The sequence below is a fragment of the Pseudomonas tremae genome, from assembly GCF_001401155.1.
Classification (GTDB): Bacteria; Pseudomonadota; Gammaproteobacteria; order Pseudomonadales; family Pseudomonadaceae; genus Aquipseudomonas; species Aquipseudomonas tremae.
Window position 1 is genome coordinate 343,197 of the sequence record NZ_LJRO01000458.1, and the last position, 21,509, is coordinate 364,705.

Sequence of the window (21,509 nt, forward strand, 5' to 3'; positions counted from 1 at the left end):
CTGTTTCATGGGTTTCGGAAAACTGGCACGGGTCCTGCTATATCTCTTGTACAACAAAAATAAAAACACGCAGCAACCCAATAAAAACAACACGTACCGGCTCTGACATAACAAGAACAACACGGACAGAGGCGTAGCTAACAGATTTTTTTGAAGTGGACAGCTTTTCTGAACAGCTTGCCTGGCAAGTCGTTCGCAGTCAGACAGAGAACAATAAAACTGCCCCAAGGCAGCTCCCGTACTGACTGGATCAACACGATGAAAGTGGCCTCAGCGCTCAAAAAAATACGTTTGCTCTTGATCCAGCTTGTGGGTCGCTCAAAAAAGATGTGAAGGGTCAGGTCACCAAAAACAACAACAGACCTCCCGACAAACAAAAAAGAGCATAGAGATACACCTTGAAGGGGAGCCCAGGCTCCCCTTCGTGCTTTCTGGCGTTTGCCTGGCGCCGATGTCGCCGTCGCTCCCCCTCCCTTGTACACGCACTTCCCCAGCGTCTTTTCGCCCATAGGCCGCATTGACAGCATCCGGCTACAAGTTTACGTTAACGTAAAGGTAATAGCTGATTCGAACCTATCAAACAAAGAATAAAACAGGAACGCTGCCCATGAGTTACCCCAGCCTGAACTTCGCCTTGGGCGAAACCATCGACATGCTGCGTGATCAGTTGCAGTCGTTCGTCGCCGCAGAGCTCTCCCCCCGCGCTGCCCAGATCGACAAGGACAACCTGTTCCCCGTCGACATGTGGCGCAAATTCGGTGAGATGGGCGTGCTGGGCATCACAGTCAGCGAAGAATATGGCGGCGCAGGACTCGGGTATCTGGCGCATGTGGTCGCGATGGAGGAAATCAGCCGCGGCTCGGCCTCCGTGGCGCTGTCCTACGGCGCGCATTCAAACCTGTGCGTTAATCAGATCAACCGCAACGGCACACTTGCGCAGAAAGCCCGCTACCTGCCCAAGCTGATCAGCGGCGAGCACGTTGGCGCACTGGCCATGAGCGAGCCGAACGCCGGCTCGGATGTGGTTTCCATGAAGCTGCGCGCTGACAAGCGTGGCGATCATTACGTCCTCAATGGCAGCAAGACCTGGATCACCAATGGGCCGGATGCCGATACCTATGTCATCTACGCCAAGACCGACCTGGAAAAGGCTGCGCACGGCATCAGCGCGTTTATCGTCGAGCGAGACTGGAAAGGTTTCTCGCGTGGCAGCAAATTCGACAAGCTCGGTATGCGCGGCTCCAACACCTGCGAGCTGTTTTTCGATGATGTCGAGGTGCCGGAAGAGAACCTGCTGGGGGCGCTCGACGGTGGTGTCAGGGTGCTGATGAGCGGCCTGGACTACGAACGCGTGGTGCTCTCCGGCGGGCCCACCGGGATCATGCAAGCCTGTATGGACGTGGTTGTGCCCTATATTCATGACCGCAAGCAGTTTGGCCAGAGCATCGGCGAGTTCCAGTTGATTCAAGGCAAGGTTGCCGACATGTACACCCAGCTCAATGCCAGCCGTGCCTACCTGTATGCCGTGGCCCAGGCCTGTGACCGCGGTGAGACCACGCGCAAGGACGCCGCAGGCGTCATCCTCTACAGCGCCGAGCGTGCGACGCAGATGGCGCTGGACGCCATTCAGATTCTCGGCGGCAATGGCTATATCAACGAATTTCCAGCCGGGCGGCTGTTACGTGACGCCAAGCTTTACGAAATCGGCGCAGGCACCAGCGAAATCCGGCGCATGCTGATAGGTCGCGAACTGTTCAACGAAACCCGTTGATTGCGGAGCTCACATGGCCATTCTCCACACCCGAATCAACACCCGTTCCGCAGAGTTTGCGCTTAATCACTCGGCGTTGCTCAAGCAGGTCCACGCGCTGCGCAGCCTGCTCAATCAGGTCCAGCAAGGCGGCGGTCTCAAGGCTCAGGAGCGCCACACATCGCGCGGCAAGTTGCTGCCCCGCGACCGCATCAATCGCCTGCTGGATACCGGCTCGCCGTTTCTGGAAATCGGCCAACTGGCCGCGCATGAGGTCTATGGTGAAGATGTTCCGGCTGCCGGAGTGATTGCCGGCATTGGTCGTGTCGAAGGCGTCGAGTGCATGATCATCGCCAACGACGCGACGGTGAAAGGCGGCTCCTACTACCCGCTGACCGTGAAAAAGCACCTGCGCGCCCAGACCATTGCCCAGCAAAACCGTCTGCCGTGCATCTACCTGGTGGACTCGGGCGGCGCCAACCTGCCGCGCCAGGACGAAGTGTTTCCCGATCGTGAACACTTCGGGCGGATTTTCTTCAATCAAGCCAACATGAGCGCCCAGGGCATTGCGCAGATCGCTGTGGTAATGGGTTCTTGCACGGCAGGTGGGGCCTATGTGCCCGCCATGGCCGACGAAGCGATCATGGTGCGCCAGCAAGCCACCATCTTTTTGGCCGGCCCGCCGCTGGTCAAGGCTGCCACCGGTGAAGTGGTCAGCGCAGAAGAACTGGGCGGTGCCGATGTGCATTGCCGCACCTCCGGGGTCGCCGATCATTACGCCGAGAGCGATGAGCATGCCCTGGCGCTGGCACGGCGCAGTATCGCTAACCTGAACTGGCGCAAGGCGGGCCAGTTGAGCATCGAGCCGCCGGTTGCGCCGCTGTATGCCAGCGATGAGCTATACGGTATTGTCCCCGCCGACACCAAGCAGCCGTTCGATGTGCGCGAAGTCATCGCCAGGCTGGTAGACGGTTCCGTGCTGGATGAATTCAAGGCGCTGTTCGGTACGACGCTGGTCTGCGGCTTCGCCAGGCTGCACGGTTATCCGGTCGCGATTCTGGCGAATAACGGCATTCTGTTTGCCGAAGCGGCGCAGAAAGGTGCGCATTTCATCGAGCTGGCCTGCCAGCGGGGCATCCCGCTGATATTTCTGCAAAACATCACTGGTTTCATGGTCGGCCAGAAGTATGAAGCAGGCGGCATCGCCAAGCATGGAGCCAAGCTGGTGACCGCCGTGGCCTGTGCCAGGGTGCCCAAGTTCACGGTGATCATCGGCGGCAGTTTCGGCGCCGGCAACTACGGCATGTGCGGTCGCGCCTACGACCCACGCTTTTTATGGATGTGGCCAAACGCACGCATCGGCGTAATGGGCGGCGAGCAGGCCGCAGGCGTGCTGGTGCAGGTCAAATGCGAACAGGCCGAACGTGCCGGCCAGGCATTCAGCGCGCAACAACAGGCCGAGCTGAAACAGCCGATTCTTGATCAGTATGAACATCAGGGCCACCCTTACTATTCCAGCGCGCGCCTGTGGGACGATGGGGTGATAGACCCGGCGCAAACCCGTGACATTCTCGCTCTGGCCCTCTCAGCCTCGCTCAATGCGCCCATCGAACCTACCACCTTCGGGCTGTTCCGAATGTGAGCCGGGAAACGACCATGACTTCGACTTCATTCGCAACCCTTGAACTGACCCTCGACCCCCGTGGTTTTGCCACGTTGTGGCTGAACCGACCGGACAAGAACAATGCCTTCAACGCCCAGATGATTCACGAGTTGATCCTCGCCCTGGATCAGGTGCAAGGCGATGCAAGTGTGCGTTTTTTGCTGCTACGCGGACGTGGCAAGCATTTCAGCGCCGGCGCCGACCTGGCCTGGATGCAGCAGGCAGCCGATCTCGATTACAACACCAACCTGGACGATGCACGTGAACTGGCCGAGTTGATGTACAACCTCGCCCGACTGAAAATCCCGACGCTGGCGGTGGTACAAGGTGCAGCGTTCGGCGGCGCACTGGGCCTGATCAGTTGCTGCGACATGGCCATCGCCGCCGAAGACGCGCAGTTCTGTTTGTCCGAAGTGCGCATCGGACTCGCGCCTGCGGTTATCAGCCCTTTCGTCGTGCAGGCCATCGGCGAACGGGCGACGCGGCGCTATGCCCTGACCGCCGAGCGCTTCGACGGTCAGCAAGCGCGCCACATAGGCCTGATTGCCGAGTGCTATCCCCTGCCCGACCTTGAGGCGCGAACCGTCGACTGGATAGACAACCTACTGCTCAACAGCCCCCAGGCCATGCGCGTCAGCAAGGAATTGCTGCGGGAAGTCGGCAGTGGCGAACTCACGCCTGCAGTACGTCGTTATTGCGAAAGCACCATTGCCCGCATCCGCACCAGCCCTGAAGGCCAGGAAGGCCTGCGTGCATTTCTACAAAAACGCGCACCCGGCTGGCAGCGACACAATACGGCTGAAGAAGCATCAGAGAAGGACCTGCAGTCATGAACGTAGCTGACATCAAGGTAGCTGATATCAAGGCACCCGAGCTGACCACATTGCTGATCGCCAACCGGGGTGAAATTGCCTGCCGCATTATGCGCACGGCGAAAAAGATGGGGCTGACGACCGTTGCAGTGCACAGCGCGATTGATCGCGACGCTCGTCACAGCCGTGAAGCCGATGTCCGTATCGACCTGGGCGGCAGCAAGGCAAGCGAAAGCTATCTGGCGATCGACAAGCTGATCGAGGCAGCCAGGGCCAGCGGTGCCCAGGCCATCCATCCCGGTTACGGCTTTTTATCTGAAAACGCCGACTTTGCCCGGTCAATCGAAAAGGCCGGGCTGATCTTTCTCGGCCCGCCCGCCTCGGCCATTGACGCCATGGGCAGCAAGTCTGCCGCCAAATCGCTGATGGAACAGGCAGGCGTACCGCTGGTGCCCGGCTATCATGGCGATGCGCAGGATATCGACACATTCCTTGCCGCCGCCGAGCGCATTGGTTATCCGGTGCTTCTGAAAGCCACTGCCGGGGGTGGCGGCAAAGGCATGAAAGTGGTCGAGCATGCCGTCGAGATGGCCGAAGCCCTGGCCTCTGCGCAACGCGAAGCGCTTTCATCGTTTGGCGATTCACGCATGCTGGTGGAGAAATACGTCATCTCTCCACGACACGTCGAAATTCAGGTGTTCGCCGACCGGCATGGCAACTGCCTTTACCTGAACGAACGCGACTGCTCCATTCAGCGCCGTCATCAGAAAGTAGTCGAAGAGGCCCCTGCGCCCGGTCTGAAGCCGCAACTGCGCAAGGCCATGGGCGAAGCTGCAGTCACTGCTGCACAGGCCATTGGCTACGTGGGAGCAGGCACGGTGGAGTTTCTGCTGGATGCCCGCGGAGAGTTCTTTTTCATGGAAATGAACACTCGCCTGCAAGTAGAGCACCCGGTCACCGAGTACATCACCGGGCTCGACCTGGTGGAGTGGCAGATCCGCGTTGCTCGTGGTGAACCCTTGCCGATCACTCAGGCGCAGGTCCCGCTGACAGGACACGCTATAGAAGTCCGGCTGTACGCCGAAGACCCGGCCAACGATTTTCTGCCCGCGACAGGCAGGCTTGAGCTCTATCGAGAGCCCGTCAGCGGCGTCGGCAGACGCATAGACAGCGGTGTGGCCGAGGGCGACAGCATTTCACCCTTCTATGACCCCATGCTCGGCAAGCTGATTGCGTGGGGCGAAAACCGCGAAGAAGCGCGCCTGCGCCTGCTGGGTATGCTGGACGAGTTCGCCGTAGGCGGCGTCAGGACCAATCTGGCCTTTCTGCGCCGCATCATTGCTCATCCAGCCTTTGCTGCGGCCGAACTGGATACCGGTTTCATTCCTCGCTACCAGGATCAACTGCTGCCAGCGACCCACGAGCCCTGCGAGGCATTCTGGCAAGCTGCCGCCGAGGCGTTCAGACAGAGCGAACCGGCCCGTATCGATCAGGCCGACCTGCACTCACCGTGGGCCGACGCGTCAGGCTTTCGTGTCGGCCTGCCTGCACAGACCAATGTACTCCTGAGCTGCAACGGGCAAACTCATGCCGTGCGCCTGCTCGATAACGGCACATCGCTGATCCATCTGGAAGGCGAGCAACTGCATATTGAAGGCGATGGCTTGCGCACAAGGCACCTTGCAACACGTCGCGGCGACACGCTTTACCTCAAATGGCAGGCTGATCTGCACACCGTGCACAAAGTTGACCCCGTGAACCTGGTTGAGTCTGTTCAGGGACAGCATGGCGGCCTGACCGCGCCCATGAATGGCAGCATCGTCCGCGTGCTGGTCGAAGTGGGCCAGACGGTCGAAGCCGGGGCACAGTTGGTGGTGCTTGAGGCCATGAAGATGGAGCACAGCATCCGTGCAGCCGCTACGGGTGTAATCAGCGCGCTTTACTGTCGAGAGGGAGAGATGGTCAATGAAGGCGCCGTTCTGGTGGAGCTGGACTGACCGAGCTGCGCTGCCAGGTACCCGTCACAGTGCCAGTAGTCTGCCACACAAAAAAACGCCCTGAATAATCAGGGCGTTTTTTTGCAGCAAGGACGAATCAGTAGTACGCGTTTTCTTTCTGTGTATGGTCCGTTACATCGCGGACGCCCGACAGCTCGGGTATGCGCTCCAGCAATGTGCGCTCGATACCTTCCTTCAGCGTGACATCAGCCTGACCGCAACCCTGACAACCGCCACCGAACTGCAGCACGGCGATGTTTTTCGTCTCCTCCTCGACCACGTCGATCAGGGTAACCTGACCACCGTGACTGGCGAGCCCGGGGTTGATCTCGGTTTGCAGGTAGTAATTGATTCGCTCGTTGATCGGGCTGTCGGCATTGACCATCGGCACTTTGGCGTTCGGCGCCTTGATGGTCAGCTGACCACCCATGCGGTCGGTTGCGTAGTCGACAACGGCGTCGTCCAGGAAGGCTTCACTGAAGCCGTCGATCCAAGCGGTAAAACTCTTCAGGCCAATGGCCTTGTCGTCCGGTTTTTCTTCACCCGGTTTGCAGTAGGCAATGCAGGTTTCGGCGTACTGAGTGCCGGGCTGAGTGATAAATACGCGGATGCCGATGCCCGGGGTATTCTGCTTTTCCAGCAGATCGGCCAGATAATCGTGGGCGGCGTCGGTAATAGTGATAGCGGTCATGAAAATTCCTCGCAGACGTGCTGGCAGTTTACGCCAATCGGCCGCGCCATACAAAGTCCTAGTATTTTTGTCAGGTTAATGCCTGAACCCGACCGCCCGAGCGCCGCTCGTCAAGCCAGCCCTTCATTCGTCGGTAGAGCCCCTTCTCGATCCACTCATAGCTGACCCAAGCGCCGATGGCGATGATCGGTACGCAAAAGGCGAACACCACGTAAGGGCTCAAGCCGAAACGCTGCGCCATCAACAATCCGCCATACAGCACCAGCACGTGCAACAGGTAAACCGAATACGAGCAATCCCCCAGCACCTTGAGCAGGCGACTGCCTTTGAAAAAGGGCTCCAGAGAAATACATGACAAAACGATCAATGCGCTGGGCAGACCCCAGTTGAGCAGACGGTGCTCGTTTGTCAGGCTATTAATAGCGTACAGCCCGACCGCAATGCCTATCAAAGGCAGCCAGAGCGCCTGTTTGATCCATCCACGTCGATAGAGAATGCCTATACCGATACCGAGGAGAAACTCGTAAACGATGTCATTGCCGTAGAACCGGCTGATCAGCCCTGCCTTTGCCAGCACTTCACTGACCGCAAACAGCGCGGCAGCAATAATCAACGGCCGGTGGCGTTGCTCGAACAGGAACACCATCGAGAACAGCAGGTAGAAAAACATTTCGTAGTTGAGCGTCCAGCCGACATTAAGTGTCGGATAAAGGCCGTAACCGCCGGGGTTTTCCGAAGGGATAAACACCAGTGACAGCAGGAAATTCTGCCAGCCGATGACCTGGTGGGGCAGCATTGGCGCTGCGATCAGCAGGAGTAAACCCATCGCAGCGGTATACAGCCAATAAGCCGGTACGATGCGGATCAAGCGATGAAGGATGAAGCGCCGGGCTGGCATGTCGCTGTTTTGGGTAGAGAGAAAAATCACCAGACCACTGATGACGAAGAAGATATCGACGCCCACTGCACCTTTGGAAACGAAGAACTCACCAATCGGGCCACTGGCCTTGAAATCGAAAAAAATCTGCATGAAGTGGTGACACACCACGACCCACGCGGCAAACGCCCGCAGGGCCTGAACTGAAATCAACATTGCGAAAACCTCTACCGCCTGACTTTCAATCGTGCACCGGCCTGCAGCCGGACACACGACGCGCACCATTTCCGACCACGATTTTGGAAAAAAGATCGCGCAAGATGCGTTTCGTTCAGGAAGTGATAATGGCTGCAGGCCATGTTCCATATGGCTTTCTTTACAAATCCATAGCCACAGGCAACATGAATGATTTTCATGGAAAACCGCGACACCACCAAAAGCGCTCCGGTTTGCTATCATCGCGTCATTTAAAGCATCGACCTTCTCAAGGTAGCCCTCATGTCTGACCGCAGCGCCCGCCATCAAGCCTTTCTTACTGCTCTCAAACAGCGGATTCTGATCCTCGATGGCGGCATGGGCACCATGATCCAGAGCTACAGGCTCGAGGAGCAGGACTACCGTGGCAAGCGCTTCGCCGACTGGCCAAGTGACGTCAAAGGCAACAACGACCTGCTGATCCTGACGCGTCCAGACGTGATAGGCGCCATCGAAAAGGCTTATCTGGATGCGGGCGCCGACATTCTCGAGACCAACACTTTTAACGCGACGCAGGTGTCCCAGGCCGACTACGGCATGGAGTCGATCGTTTATGAGCTTAACGTCGAAGGTGCCCGGCTGGCGCGAAAAGTGGCAGACGCCAAGACTCTCGAAACCCCCGACAAACCACGCTTTGTCGCCGGTGTCCTCGGCCCGACCAGCAGGACCTGTTCGCTGTCTCCGGATGTCAACAACCCTGGCTATCGCAATGTCACCTTCGACGAACTGGTCGAGAACTACACCGAGGCCACCAAGGGCCTGATCGAAGGCGGCGCCGATCTGATCCTGATTGAAACCATCTTCGACACACTCAACGCCAAAGCCGCAATCTTTGCCGTGCAGGGCGTGTTCGAAGAGCTGGGCTTCGAGCTGCCGATCATGATTTCCGGGACTATCACCGACGCCTCAGGCCGTACCCTGTCGGGGCAGACTACCGAAGCTTTCTGGAACTCGATCAGCCATGCCAAACCGGTCTCGGTTGGCCTGAACTGCGCGCTGGGTGCCAGTGAACTGCGACCTTACCTGCAGGAACTGGCCAACAAGGCCAACACCCATGTTTCAGCGCACCCCAATGCTGGCTTGCCGAACGCCTTTGGCGAATACGACGAGCTGCCGAGCCAGACGGCAAAAATCATCGAAGAGTTCGCCCAAAGCGGCTTTTTGAACATTGTCGGTGGTTGCTGCGGTACGACGCCGGCGCACATCAAGGCGATTGCCGAGGCTCTATCGGGTTATGCCCCGCGTGAAATTCCGGACATCCCGAAAGCCTGTCGCCTGTCGGGTCTTGAGCCGTTCACCATTGATCGCCAGTCGCTGTTCGTCAACGTCGGCGAACGGACCAACATCACTGGCTCGGCCCGCTTCGCCCGCCTCATTCGTGAAGACAACTACACCGAAGCCCTGGAAGTCGCCCTGCAACAGGTCGAAGCCGGCGCCCAAGTGATCGACATCAACATGGACGAAGGGATGCTCGACTCGAAGAAGGCCATGGTGACCTTCCTCAACCTGATCGCAGGCGAGCCGGATATCTCTCGCGTACCGATCATGATCGACTCGTCCAAGTGGGAAGTCATCGAGGCCGGCCTCAAGTGCATTCAGGGCAAGGGCATCGTCAACTCGATCAGCATGAAGGAAGGCGTCGAGCAGTTCATTCATCACGCCCGCCTGTGCAAGCGTTACGGTGCAGCGGTAGTGGTGATGGCCTTCGACGAACAGGGCCAGGCCGATACCGAAGCGCGCAAGAAGGAGATCTGCAAGCGCTCCTACGACATATTGGTCAATGAAGTGGGCTTCCCGCCGGAAGATATCATCTTCGACCCGAATATCTTCGCCATTGCCACTGGCATCGAAGAGCACAACAACTATGCCGTGGACTTCATCAATGCCTGTGCCTATATCCGCGATGAGCTGCCGCATGCCCTGACCTCGGGCGGGGTGTCCAACGTCTCGTTCTCGTTCCGCGGCAACAACCCGGTGCGTGAAGCCATTCACTCGGTGTTCCTGCTGCATGCGATCCGTAATGGCCTGAGCATGGGCATCGTCAACGCCGGCCAACTCGAAATCTACGACCAGATCCCGGCCGAGCTGCGGGACTGCGTCGAAGACGTCGTGCTCAATCGCAACCCTGAAGGCACCGATGCGTTGCTGGCCATTGCCGACAAGTACAAGGGCGATGGCAGCGTCAAGGAAGCCGAAACCGAAGAGTGGCGCAGCTGGCCGGTCAACCAGCGGCTGGAACATGCGCTGGTCAAGGGCATTACCACGCACATTGTTCAGGACACCGAAGAGTCGCGCTTGGGGTTCAAACGACCTATCGAGGTCATTGAGGGCCCGCTGATGTCAGGCATGAACGTGGTCGGCGACCTGTTCGGCGCGGGCAAGATGTTCCTGCCACAGGTGGTGAAGTCGGCACGTGTGATGAAGCAGGCGGTGGCGCACCTGATCCCGTTCATCGAACTGGAAAAAGGCGACAAGCCCGAAGCCAAGGGCAAGATCCTGATGGCCACGGTCAAGGGCGATGTTCACGACATCGGCAAGAACATCGTCGGCGTGGTGCTGGGCTGTAATGGTTACGACATTGTCGACCTTGGCGTGATGGTGCCTGCCGAGAAGATCCTGCAGGTCGCTCGCGAACAGAAATGCGACATCATCGGCCTTTCCGGGCTGATTACCCCATCGCTGGACGAGATGGTGCATGTTGCCCGGGAAATGCAGCGTCAGGATTTCCATCTGCCCTTGATGATCGGCGGCGCAACCACATCCAAAGCCCACACCGCGGTCAAGATCGAACCCAAATACAGCAACGATGCGGTGATCTACGTCACCGACGCGTCTCGTGCGGTCGGTGTCGCGACCCAACTGCTTTCCAAGGAGCTGAAGCCAGCTTTCATCGAGAAGACCCGCCTTGAGTATGTCGAAGTACGTGAGCGCACCTCGGCACGCAGCGCGCGCACCGAACGCCTTAGCTATGGCGCGGCGGTGGCCAAGAAGCCGCAGTTCGACTGGGAAAACTACACCCCCGCCCAGCCGACATTCACCGGCACACGTATCCTGCAGGACATCGACCTGAACGTACTGGCTGAGTACATCGACTGGACGCCGTTCTTCATCTCCTGGGATCTGGCCGGTAAATACCCACGCATCCTGACCGATGAAGTGGTCGGTGAAGCGGCTACCGCGCTGTTTGAAGATGCCCGCCAGATGCTGCGCAAGCTGATCGATGAAAAGCTTATCAGCGCCCGCGCGGTGTTCGGTTTCTGGCCGGCCAACCAAGTCAATGACGACGATCTGGAGGTCTACGGCGACGACGGCAAACCGCTGGCCAGGCTTCACCACTTGCGTCAGCAGACCATCAAGCCCGACGGCAAGCCGAACTTTTCGCTGGCCGACTTCGTTGCGCCCAAAGACAGCGGCCTGACCGATTACATTGGTGGTTTTATCACCACCGCCGGTATCGGTGCCGAAGAAGTGGCCAAGGCCTATCAGGACAATGGCGACGACTACAACTCGATCATGGTCAAGGCCCTGGCCGACCGTCTCGCCGAAGCCTGCGCCGAATGGCTGCACCAGCAGGTGCGCAAGGAATACTGGGGCTATGCGAAAGACGAGGCGCTGGACAACGAAGCGCTGATCAAGGAGCAGTACATGGGTATTCGCCCTGCCCCGGGCTACCCTGCGTGCCCTGATCACACCGAAAAAGGCACCCTGTTCGCCTTGCTCGACCCGCTACCGGAAGGTACACCGGAGCACACGCCAGGTAAAAGCGGCGTGTTCCTGACCGAGCACTACGCCATGTTCCCGGCCGCTGCGGTCAGTGGCTGGTATTTTGCTCATCCGCAGGCGCAGTACTTTGCTGTAGGCAAGGTCGACAAAGATCAGGTCGAAAGCTACACCGCACGCAAGGGCCAAGACCTGAGTGTCACTGAACGCTGGCTGGCCCCCAACCTTGGCTACGACGAGTAACGCAAAACGCTTACTGGCCGCCTGCGTCCACAGGCGGCAACATGCTTTTCAGCGAAAAGGGCGACTGCTCGCCTACGACTGCCTTATCGAAAGCCTGCGGGTCGAGTCGATAACGCTCACTGCTTGTAGCTTCCAGAAAACGTCGCGTGTCCTGCGGCTCGACCAGATGCAGCACATCAATAATCCGGGCGCGGGGCTGCGGGAGCAGTAGCTGTGGAGAGGTTTCATAGCGATGCAACAGAATGATTGCCCATCCGCCCAAAGTGAAATGTCCGGTAGCGACCACATCAAGGCTCCCGTTCAGCTGTGCTTGCAACGACAGAGACGAGCCGTTGATCGCGCTGAACAAGACATCCTTGCCTGGTTTGCCACCTCGCTCTCTCAAGGCGTCCATCACGCCGAATGCCATTTGCTCATTGGCTGACCACACCAGACGAATATCCGGATAACGTGCCAACAACACGCGCGCCTGCTCAAGCGCGCGATCACGTCGCCAGCCGCCCAGAACGATCTGTCGCAAATGGACTTCGGGATGCTCTGACAGCGCGCGCATCAAGCCCTTTTCACGGGAAATCGAGACCGGTGTGGTGTTGGTGCCCGAGAAAGCCAGCATCTCGACAGGATTCCCTGGCACAGTCGGCTGAGCCAGACTGATCAGTCGCTTGGCGGTCTGATAACCGCCCTCCTCGTCGTTGCCCACCAGACTGCCGATGAAGTCCGGATAACGCGAGGGCAAGTCGCCAAGAATACGGACCTGGTCGGCCGTCAGCGTATTGTTCACCGCGAACAGCTTGACCCCGCTGCCTTGCGAAAGGCGCAGCATTTCAGGCGCGACGTTCAATTCATTCGAGAACAGCAGATAATCCGGGCGCTCGCTGCCTTGCAGCGCTTCGCGCGCCATCGCAACCAGCTTGCGCGTATCACGATCCGTATAGCGTATTTCCAGCGACATGCCCGTTGTGTCAGCCGCGGCCTGCATGACGCGGGCATAGGGACGCCAGTAGCCGTCGGTTTCAAAACCGGGACACAAAAACACCACTGAAGCGGCCCATGTCGCACCGACCCACATCAGGCCGGAAATCATAAGCGCGAGGGCGCATAAAACCTTCATATCATCGAACCTTGAGGTCGCAGGAAATGACCGTCATACGCGATCTATCGGCCGCAATTGCAAGGTTCTGCAGGTCCGGGGCAAACTCTTTGTGCGCCTGTCAGCGGCCGCTGGCCCAGAACATCGCGACCCCCACTGCCAGAATGACAATAAAAAGAATCGCCCATGTGTCCACGGACCTGCCGGTTTTTGTTGCCTTGGGGTGCTTGCTCATCGCATCGCCTCTTGTTTGTCTTGTGGCTGATTGCACATGAAAGATCGTGTGCCGGTGCTGGTTGAACACCGGTCAATGCTCAGTTAAGTCGAGTCTTGCCCACACGGCAAGCATGGAGATGTACAAGCGGCCATTTGCTTATCGCTTTTAGTGATTTGCATATATATAAACATCACTTTTATCGATATCTGCAAACTGCTATCGTCGCCTCCGCTCCGCAGGGAGTGCGCGGCCGTGCGCGCAGAATCGACCAGATGACGCAGGCAGCAAGCGAAGGGCATTTTTACCCTGACCGCATGTTATCGGACCTGCTTCATGACGAAGCCTGAGAACAGGACTTATATGTACGTATACGACGATTACGATCAGAAGATCATCGAGGACCGCGTCAAGCAGTTCCGTGATCAGACCCGACGCTATCTCGCCGGGGATCTGAGCGAAGAAGAGTTTCGACCGTTGCGCCTGCAAAACGGGCTTTATGTCCAGCGCTTCGCACCGATGCTGCGCGTGGCAGTTCCTTATGGACAACTGACTTCGCGCCAGGCCCGCATGATGGCAAAGATTGCGCGTGACTACGACAAGGGCTATGCGCACATCAGCACCCGTCAGAACGTGCAGTTCAACTGGCCCGCGCTGGAAGATATTCCCGACATACTTGCCGAACTTGCGACTGTGCAGATGCACGCTATCCAGACCAGCGGCAACTGTCTGCGCAACGTGACCACCGACCAGTTCGCCGGCGTCGCGGCAGATGAACTCGTCGACCCACGCCCCTGGTGCGAAATCGTCCGTCAATGGACGACTTTCCACCCCGAATTCGCCTACTTGCCGCGTAAATTCAAGATTGCCGTCAATGGTTCGACCAGCGATCGGGCAGCCATTGAAGTTCACGACATCGGTCTGGAGCCGCTGCGCAACGAAGCGGGCGAATTGGGTTTCCGGGTCCTGGTGGGCGGAGGCCTGGGCCGTACGCCGGTAGTGGGCGCTTTCATCAACGAGTTCCTGCCGTGGCAGGACCTGCTCAGCTACCTGGACGCCATTCTGCGGGTTTACAACCGCTACGGTCGTCGTGACAACAAGTACAAGGCGCGGATCAAGATTCTGGTCAAGGCGCTGACCCCCGAAGTCTTCGCAGAAAAGGTCGAGGCAGAAATGGCCCACCTGCGCGGCGGCCAGACCACTCTCACAGAAGCTGAAGTGCAGCGCGTTTCGCGGCACTTTGTCGACCCCGAGTACAAGGCCCTCAGCGACCAGCATGCCGAACTGGCCGCGCTGGATGCTCAACATCCAGGCTTTGCACGCTGGCGCCAACGTAATGTGCTGGCTCACAAAAAACCGGGTTACATCGCCGTCACCCTGTCGCTCAAGCCGACGGGCGTAGCGCCGGGCGACCTGACCGACAAGCAGCTGGACGCCGTCGCCGACCTGGCCGATCGCTTCAGCTTCGGGCAACTGCGTACATCTCACGAGCAGAACATCATCCTTGCCGACGTCGAGCAGGCCGAGCTGTTCACGCTGTGGAACGAGTTGCGTGAAAACGGCTTCGCCACCCCGAACATAGGCCTGCTGACCGACATAATTTGCTGCCCTGGCGGTGATTTCTGCTCACTGGCCAACGCCAAGTCGATCCCGATTGCGGAGTCCATACAGCGCCGTTTCGACGACCTGGATTACCTGTTCGACATCGGCGAGCTGGACCTGAACATTTCCGGCTGCATGAATGCGTGCGGCCACCACCATGTGGGCCATATCGGCATACTGGGCGTGGACAAGAAAGGCGAAGAGTTCTATCAGGTGTCACTGGGCGGCAGCGCCAGCCGCGACGCAAGCCTTGGCAAGATCCTCGGCCCTTCATTCGCCCAGGATGCAATGCCGGACGTGATCGAAAAGCTGATCGATGTGTACGTCGAGAAACGTACCGAAGACGAACGTTTCATCGACACTTTCCAGCGGATTGGCATTGACCCTTTCAAGGAGCGTGTCTATGCAGCGAATCATTAAGAACGACGAAGTCATTGATGAGACCTGGCATTTGCTGCCAAAGGAAACCACCTTTGACAGCCTGTCCAATTGCGACGACCTGATCGTGCCGCTTGCGCTGTGGCGCGAGCACGCGCATGCCCTCAAGGCCCGCGATGGCGGTCTGGGCGTGTGGCTGGACAGCGATGAAGAAGCGGAGGAAATCGGTGCCGATGTCGATCAGTTCCAGGTCATTGCCCTGAACTTTCCGGCTTTCACTGACGGTCGAAGCTTCTCCAACGCTCGCCTGTTGCGTGACCGATATGGCTATAAAGGCGAGTTACGCGCGATTGGCGACGTGTTGCGTGATCAGCTGTTCTACATGCGCCGCTGTGGCTTCGACGCGTTTGCGGTGCGCCCGGACAAAGACCCGTACGACGCGCTGGAAGGTCTGAAGGACTTCTCCGTGACCTATCAAGCTGCTGCTGATCAGCCTCTGCCACTGTTCCGGCGACGCTGACCCTCGAAGCTGTAAGCAAGCCCACTCCTGCTTCTGGCCAAAGGCCGCAGGAGTGGAACCGGCGACGCTTCGCTTATCCACGATCTGCCCATGATTTTCAGGAATTGCAGGAGCGGACTTGTCCGCGATCTGCCGGGAACCGGCAGCAAGACCAGTGCATTCAATACATCAGAAAGAACCGAGTTCAGGGCCCTTTTTGCAGCAATCGCAGGCGTCGTAACCTCCTGAAGCTTGTATCTTTAGCTCCCACGGCCTGAAACCAGAATCAAAAGCGGGCTTATGCATGACGATGAGCGCTGAGCATCGGCACTAGGGTCGTTACTCCTACCAGAACCGCTGTTGAGTCAAACGCCCCCACCACTTTGCAGCCACCTGATCCACAGAGGTCGCAGCAGCCATGCCCATGCGTTCCGGCAGGCTCTTGCGCTGCACGTAATGCAGGTGAAACACGTCAGCGTTCTTTGCGCGTTCCGCGAGGTACTCGTCGCTGGTTTTCAGTTCATCGACCAACAGTTTGTCGACTGCCGCCATGCCCAACCACACCTCACCGGTAGCGACCTCGTCTATGGACAGTTGCGGGCGGTAGCTGGCGACGAAGTTCTTGAACAGGTCATGAGTGATGTCCAGGTCCTGCTGAAACTTCTCACGGCCTTTTTCGGTATTTTCGCCAAATACCGTGAGCGTACGCTTGTACTCGCCAGCGGTCAGGACTTCAAAGTCGATATCGTGCTTTTTCAGCAGGCGGTTGACGTTAGGCAATTGCGCCACGACACCGATGGAGCCGAGGATGGCGAACGGGGCGCTGATGATCTTGTTGCCGATGCAGGCCATCATGTAACCGCCACTGGCAGCCACCTTGTCGATGCACACCGTCAGCGGAATGCCTGCCTGACGGATACGCGCCAGTTGCGAGGACGCCAGCCCGTAGCTGTGAACCATGCCGCCGCCGCTCTCGAGACGCAACACCACTTCGTCCTTGTCAGTCGCCAGTGTCAGCAGCGCAGTGATCTCATGGCGCATGCTTTCGGTCGCAGACGCCTTGATGTCACCGTCAAAGTCCAGCACGTAGACGCGAGCCTTGGTCTCGGCCTGCTTTTTCTCTTTCTTCAAGGCCTTGCCCTGCTCCTTGCGCAACGCCTTGAGACGGTCCTTGTCCAGCAGCGACTGCTCAAGCCGCTCGCGCAAGCCTTTGTAAAAGTCATTCAGGCGAGTGACCTGCAACTGTCCTGCAGACTTGCGTCGGCCCTTGCCACGCATGGACGCAATGGCGACCAGCACGACCACGATGGCAATCACCAGCGTTACGGTTTTAGCCAGAAAACTTGCGTAATCGACAACGAAATCCACGAATATCCCTCACTTGCGTTAGACCCCCTGTGCGGCAGGGGCTGCGATGACTGCAGCATACCGACGCCCTGTTCGACGCACCAGCAGCCCAGCCGTTACAAACCATTAAAACGGTGATTTCAAACGAGCGTATGTTTTTTCATTGACAGTCCCCAGGCATCCCTCATAACCTCGCTGGACCTTCAACGTACCGAGTGACCCGGACGTGGGCAGCATCTACCTGATACGACATGGCCAAGCCTCATTTGGTGCAGACGATTACGACGTACTGTCGCCCGTGGGCATTCGTCAGTCTCAGGTGCTGGGGGCTTACCTTGCGAAACTGGGCCTGAGCTTTGACCGCTGCGTGTCCGGGGCCCTGCTGCGTCAGAAAGACACCGCACAGCATGTGCTGGGCCAGTATGCCGAAGCAGGCCTGGACACACCTCCCCTGCAGCTCGACAGCGCTTTCGATGAATTCGACGCCGAAGGGGTGATCAGGTCGCTGATACCGGCGATGCTCGTCGACGAACCGCAAGCGCTGGATATTCTGCGCGACGTCGCCGGGAACCCCGCAGGGTTTCACCGGTTGTTCAACCTGATTACCGAGCGCTGGCTGAGTGGCAAGCATGACACGCCGGGGTTGCAGAGCTGGCTGGGTTTCGTGGCCGGCGTAAAGGCAGGCCTTGATAGAGTTCTCCATGCTGCAGGTCCGAATGAGCGTATCGCCATATTCACCTCCGGCGGGACCATCACCGCCCTGCTGCATCTTGTAACGGGAATGCCCGCATCGAAGGCGCTGGAGCTTCACTGGCATATCGTCAATACATCGCTGCATCAGCTCAAGTTCAAAGGCACCGACGTTACCCTGGCTGCCTTCAACAGCTACACGCACTTGCAACTGCTCGACACGCCGGCGCTCATTACCTATCGCTGAGCCCGACCAATCGCATCCCTCCGCACGCAAGCACTTACCACAAAGGATCAAGACATGACCTCAGTAGCAGAAGCAGTACAGACCATGAAAGAAAAGTTCAACCCGGCTGCAGCTGCCGGTCTGGACCTGATCTTCGGTTTCAATATCACTGACGAAGACAAGCACTATGCCTTGATCGTCAAGGACAGCACCTGCGAATTGCAGGAAGGCGAGAACCCGGACGCCAACGTGACCCTGGTCATGGACAGCGCAACCCTCAAGGGTATCGTCAGCGGCGAGACCGATGGCATGCAGGCCTTCATGGGCGGCAAGCTGCGCGCCGAAGGCGACATGATGCTGGCCATGAAATTGAGCGAACTGTTTCCGGTATAACTGCCGATTCGTCGCGCCCCGTTTCAAAAACACCGAAGCCTGGCGCTTCGGTTTTTTATCTGCGCATATCAGTGATCAGGGACACTGATTGCTCGGCAACACGCTAGCCTATAAAGCTGTAGCCGAGTTGATGGTGATTCTACAGACCATTAGATTGCTCAATGACCGAAGCAGCGCACAAGCACAAGCACAAGCACAAGGGATAAGCATGGAACTGACTGATCAGTCCACCAAGATTCGCACAGGCGAAGAGCTGGACGCTGGCCTCATTGATCCCTACCTGAAGGCTCATATTCCGGAGCTGCGGGGCGTGCCGGTTATCAGTCAGTTTCCAGGCGGCGCGTCGAACCTGACGTACCTGATCCAGTACCCCGATAAAGAGCTGGTGCTGCGCCGTCCTCCGTTCGGGCACAAGGCGCGCTCGGCACACGACATGGGCAGGGAATACCGCATTCTCAATCAGCTCAAAGACGCATTCCCCTTCTGCCCCGAGGCTTATGTGCATTGCACCGACGAGTCGCTGATAGGCTCGGAGTTTTATGTGATGCAGCGCCTCAAGGGCATTATTCTGCGCTCCGATCTGCCGCCGCAACTGGGGCTGGATGCCCGGCAGACCGAAAGCCTGTGCAAAAGCTTCATCGACAAGCTGGTGAACCTGCATCAGGTCGATTACCGCGCTTGCGGCCTGGGTGATCTGGGCAAGCCACAAGGGTACGTGCAACGGCAGATTCTGGGCTGGTCGGAGCGCTACGAGAAAGCCATGACCCCAGATGCTCCGGCATGGGAGCAAGTCAAGCGCTGGCTGGTCGACAAGATGCCTGCCGACTCGCCCACCTCGAGCATCGTGCATAACGACTATCGCTTCGACAACGTGATCCTCGACCCAGCCGACCCGATGAGCATCATCGGCGTGCTTGACTGGGAGCTGACCACGCTGGGAGATCCGCTCATGGACCTCGGCAATACCCTCGCCTACTGGATTCAGGCTGACGATCCTGCGCCGGTACAGGCAGTGCGTCGTCAACCCAGCAACGCGCCAGGCATGCTGAGCCGCCAGGGGTTCGTCGATTACTACGCCGAACGCTCAGGTATGCGCATCGACAATGTCGACTTCTATTACACGTACGGGCTTTTTCGACTGGCCGGCATCGTGCAACAGATCTACTACCGTTTTTTTCATGGCCAGACCCAGGACAAACGCTTTGCCCGGTTCATCGACATGAACCGGCTGCTTGAGCAAATGAGTCTGAACGTGATCGCCAAATCCAGCCTTTGATGATGTCAACACAGGGAATTCAAATGTCCAGAACCCAACTGTTCGATCTCGACAACAAAGTGGCCTTCGTATCAGGCGCCAGTCGTGGCATCGGCGAGGCCATCGCCAGGTTGCTGGCCCAGCAAGGCGCGCATGTCATCGTATCGAGTCGCAAGCTCGATGGCTGCCAGGCCGTGGCTGACGCTATCGTCGCCGAGGGTGGCAAAGCCACCGCCATCGCCTGCCACATCGGAGAGATGGAGCAGATAACCCGTGCTTTTGCAGAAGTACGTCAGCAATTTGGGGGCCTGGACATTCTGGTCAATAACGCCGCCACCAATCCTCAGTTCTGTAATGTGCTGGACACCGACCTCAGCGCCTTCCAGAAGACTATCGACGTCAACATCCGCGGCTACTTCTTCATGTCCGTAGAAGCCGGCAAATTGATGCGTGAAGGCGGTGGCGGCAGCATTATCAATGTGGCCTCGATCAATGCCGTGTCGCCCGGTGTCTATCAGGGTGTCTATTCCATGACCAAAGCCGCAGTGGTCAACATGACCAAGGTGTTCGCCAAGGAGTGCGCGGAATTCGGCATTCGTTGCAACGCACTGCTGCCAGGCCTGACCGATACCCGCTTTGCCTCGGCGCTGGTGAAGAACGATGCGATTCTGAACATGGCCCTGTCGCAGATCCCGTTGAAGCGAGTCGCAGCGCCCAGCGAAATGGCCGGTGCAGTTCTCTATCTGGCAAGCGAGGCCTCCAGCTATACCACCGGCGTCGCGCTGAATGTAGATGGCGGATTTCTGACCTGAACGAAATCACTATCAGAATAATGAATTAATTTTCCATTATTTATTTAATTGGAATATATTTTCCGCATAACAACAATCCATTCTGGAGAGTGTCATGCGGGAAACTCTATCCACCAGCCGGCCTGAACTGGGCATTGGTCTTATCGGCACCGGTTTCATGGGGCGCGCCCACGCGCTGGCGTTCGGCAGTGCCAATGCCGCGCTTGAATTGCCAGCCCGTATTCGTCTGGCTGCCCTGGCAGACGCTGACAGCGCCAGAGCCGAGCATTGCGCGCAGGCCTGGGGCTTTGATCGCAGCCATGCCGACTGGCAACAGCTGATCGACGACCCGCAGGTCCATATCGTGGCGATCACCACCCCCAACCACCTGCATTTCCCCATGGCGATGGCTGCCATCGCCGCCGGCAAAGCGGTGTATTGCGAGAAGCCGCTCGCCGTCAGCCTGGCTGAGGCCAACGAGATGCGCCTCAGCGCCAAGGCCGCTGGAGTAGTAACTCAGGTCGGCTACAACTACCAGCACAATCCGGTAATCGGGCTCGCCAGAGAAATGATAGAAGCAGGCGAACTGGGCGACATCGTCAGCTTTCAGGGCGAGTTCAGCGAGGACTTCATGGGCAACCCGACCTCACCCTGGTCCTGGCGATGCGAGCCGGCACATGCCGGAGGCGCGCTGGCTGATCTGGGCAGCCACCTGCTGGCGATGGCGCGCTATTTGATGGGCGATGTCGAAGCGGTCTGTGCGGATGCCAGCACCGTACACCGTCAACGTCCTGCAAGCCTGGGCAGCAGCGAAATGCGCACCATCGCCGTGGATGACCAGACGCACGCATTGCTGCGCTTTGCCAATGGCGCTCGTGGCACGTTCAGCAGCAGCTGGCTCAAGCATGGCTATAAAAATCACCTGAGCTTTGAAATCAGTGGCACGCAAGGCACGCTGGCTTACGATCAGGAACGCCTCAACGAGCTGCGCATCTACCGCCCTGGCGCGCCAGGGC

General features: G+C 58.2%; 17 protein-coding genes. 12 read left to right on the plus strand and 5 right to left on the minus strand.

The features are described from left to right. Positions 1 to 137 precede the first annotated feature (137 nt). Positions 138 to 377 carry a hypothetical protein gene (locus tag ALO43_RS31000; RefSeq protein ID WP_024671487.1) on the minus strand — a complete coding sequence of 80 codons (240 nt, stop codon included), beginning with the start codon at positions 375 to 377 and terminating at the stop codon, positions 138 to 140. Between the two features lie 230 nt (positions 378 to 607). On the opposite strand from ALO43_RS31000, the gene ALO43_RS25700 reads away from it, so the two are divergent. From ALO43_RS25700 to ALO43_RS25715, 4 genes are read left to right on the plus strand one after another with little or no spacing between them, the layout of a single operon-like run. Then, positions 608 to 1,771 (plus strand): isovaleryl-CoA dehydrogenase, encoded by a 1,164-nt coding sequence (locus ALO43_RS25700; protein WP_005892932.1) that lies wholly within the window; start codon positions 608 to 610, stop codon positions 1,769 to 1,771. Positions 1,772 to 1,784: 13 nt separating this feature from the next. Next, on the plus strand, positions 1,785 to 3,392 hold the full coding sequence (locus tag ALO43_RS25705) for a carboxyl transferase domain-containing protein (RefSeq protein WP_053932566.1): 1,608 nt from the start codon (positions 1,785 to 1,787) through the stop codon (positions 3,390 to 3,392). Positions 3,393 to 3,406: 14 nt separating this feature from the next. Continuing rightward, positions 3,407 to 4,246, plus strand: coding sequence for a gamma-carboxygeranoyl-CoA hydratase (locus tag ALO43_RS25710; protein WP_024671484.1), 840 nt, complete (start codon positions 3,407 to 3,409; stop codon positions 4,244 to 4,246). Continuing rightward, a complete protein-coding gene (locus ALO43_RS25715; RefSeq protein WP_054998346.1) occupies positions 4,243 to 6,222 on the plus strand; it encodes an acetyl/propionyl/methylcrotonyl-CoA carboxylase subunit alpha in 1,980 nt (659 codons plus the stop codon). The genes ALO43_RS25710 and ALO43_RS25715 overlap by 4 nt, the downstream gene beginning before the upstream one ends. 97 nt (positions 6,223 to 6,319) lie before the next feature. On the opposite strand, the gene nfuA is transcribed toward ALO43_RS25715, so the two are convergent. Together nfuA and ALO43_RS25725 are read right to left on the minus strand one after the other, a co-directional pair. Further along, entirely contained in the window at positions 6,320 to 6,913 is a 594-nt protein-coding gene (gene nfuA, locus ALO43_RS25720) for a Fe-S biogenesis protein NfuA (protein WP_053932564.1), read from the minus strand. A 70-nt stretch (positions 6,914 to 6,983) separates the two neighbouring features. Beyond that, on the minus strand, positions 6,984 to 8,006 hold the full coding sequence (locus tag ALO43_RS25725; protein WP_032618867.1) for an acyltransferase family protein: 1,023 nt from the start codon (positions 8,004 to 8,006) through the stop codon (positions 6,984 to 6,986). A gap of 282 nt (positions 8,007 to 8,288) precedes the next feature. On the opposite strand from ALO43_RS25725, the gene metH reads away from it, so the two are divergent. Then, positions 8,289 to 12,008 (plus strand): methionine synthase, encoded by a 3,720-nt coding sequence (gene metH, locus ALO43_RS25730; RefSeq protein ID WP_054998347.1) that lies wholly within the window; start codon positions 8,289 to 8,291, stop codon positions 12,006 to 12,008. Between the two features lie 10 nt (positions 12,009 to 12,018). Here the strand turns inward: metH and ALO43_RS25735 are convergent, their stop codons facing one another. Continuing rightward, positions 12,019 to 13,119 (minus strand): ABC transporter substrate-binding protein, encoded by a 1,101-nt coding sequence (locus tag ALO43_RS25735; protein ID WP_024690023.1) that lies wholly within the window; start codon positions 13,117 to 13,119, stop codon positions 12,019 to 12,021. A 556-nt stretch (positions 13,120 to 13,675) separates the two neighbouring features. Between ALO43_RS25735 and ALO43_RS25740 the strand changes: the two genes are divergently transcribed. Both ALO43_RS25740 and ALO43_RS25745 read left to right on the plus strand, forming a co-directional pair. Then, positions 13,676 to 15,334: a nitrite/sulfite reductase gene (locus ALO43_RS25740; protein ID WP_005892946.1), complete on the plus strand. Its 1,659-nt coding sequence runs from the start codon at positions 13,676 to 13,678 to the stop codon at positions 15,332 to 15,334. Next, positions 15,318 to 15,812, plus strand: a complete 495-nt coding sequence (locus ALO43_RS25745; protein WP_005892947.1) for a DUF934 domain-containing protein — start codon at positions 15,318 to 15,320, stop codon at positions 15,810 to 15,812. Before ALO43_RS25740 ends, ALO43_RS25745 begins: the two co-directional genes overlap by 17 nt. A 324-nt stretch (positions 15,813 to 16,136) precedes the next feature. On the opposite strand, the gene sohB is transcribed toward ALO43_RS25745, so the two are convergent. Then, complete coding sequence (gene sohB / locus ALO43_RS25750) at positions 16,137 to 17,159, minus strand: protease SohB (RefSeq protein ID WP_024671478.1); 1,023 nt, start codon at positions 17,157 to 17,159, stop codon at positions 16,137 to 16,139. Between the two features lie 205 nt (positions 17,160 to 17,364). Between sohB and ALO43_RS25755 the strand changes: the two genes are divergently transcribed. From ALO43_RS25755 to ALO43_RS25775, 5 genes are all read left to right on the plus strand, one after another. Next, complete coding sequence (locus tag ALO43_RS25755) at positions 17,365 to 18,075, plus strand: histidine phosphatase family protein (protein ID WP_054998348.1); 711 nt, start codon at positions 17,365 to 17,367, stop codon at positions 18,073 to 18,075. 54 nt (positions 18,076 to 18,129) lie between these two features. Beyond that, positions 18,130 to 18,447, plus strand: a complete 318-nt coding sequence (locus tag ALO43_RS25760; protein WP_005892951.1) for an SCP2 sterol-binding domain-containing protein — start codon at positions 18,130 to 18,132, stop codon at positions 18,445 to 18,447. Between the two features lie 208 nt (positions 18,448 to 18,655). Beyond that, positions 18,656 to 19,723, plus strand: coding sequence for a phosphotransferase family protein (locus ALO43_RS25765; RefSeq protein WP_024671476.1), 1,068 nt, complete (start codon positions 18,656 to 18,658; stop codon positions 19,721 to 19,723). 23 nt (positions 19,724 to 19,746) lie between these two features. Further along, complete coding sequence (locus tag ALO43_RS25770) at positions 19,747 to 20,514, plus strand: SDR family oxidoreductase (protein ID WP_005892954.1); 768 nt, start codon at positions 19,747 to 19,749, stop codon at positions 20,512 to 20,514. Between the two features lie 94 nt (positions 20,515 to 20,608). Beyond that, positions 20,609 to 21,509 (plus strand): Gfo/Idh/MocA family protein (locus ALO43_RS25775; RefSeq protein WP_054998349.1); only part of this gene is annotated, 901 nt, incomplete at its 3' end.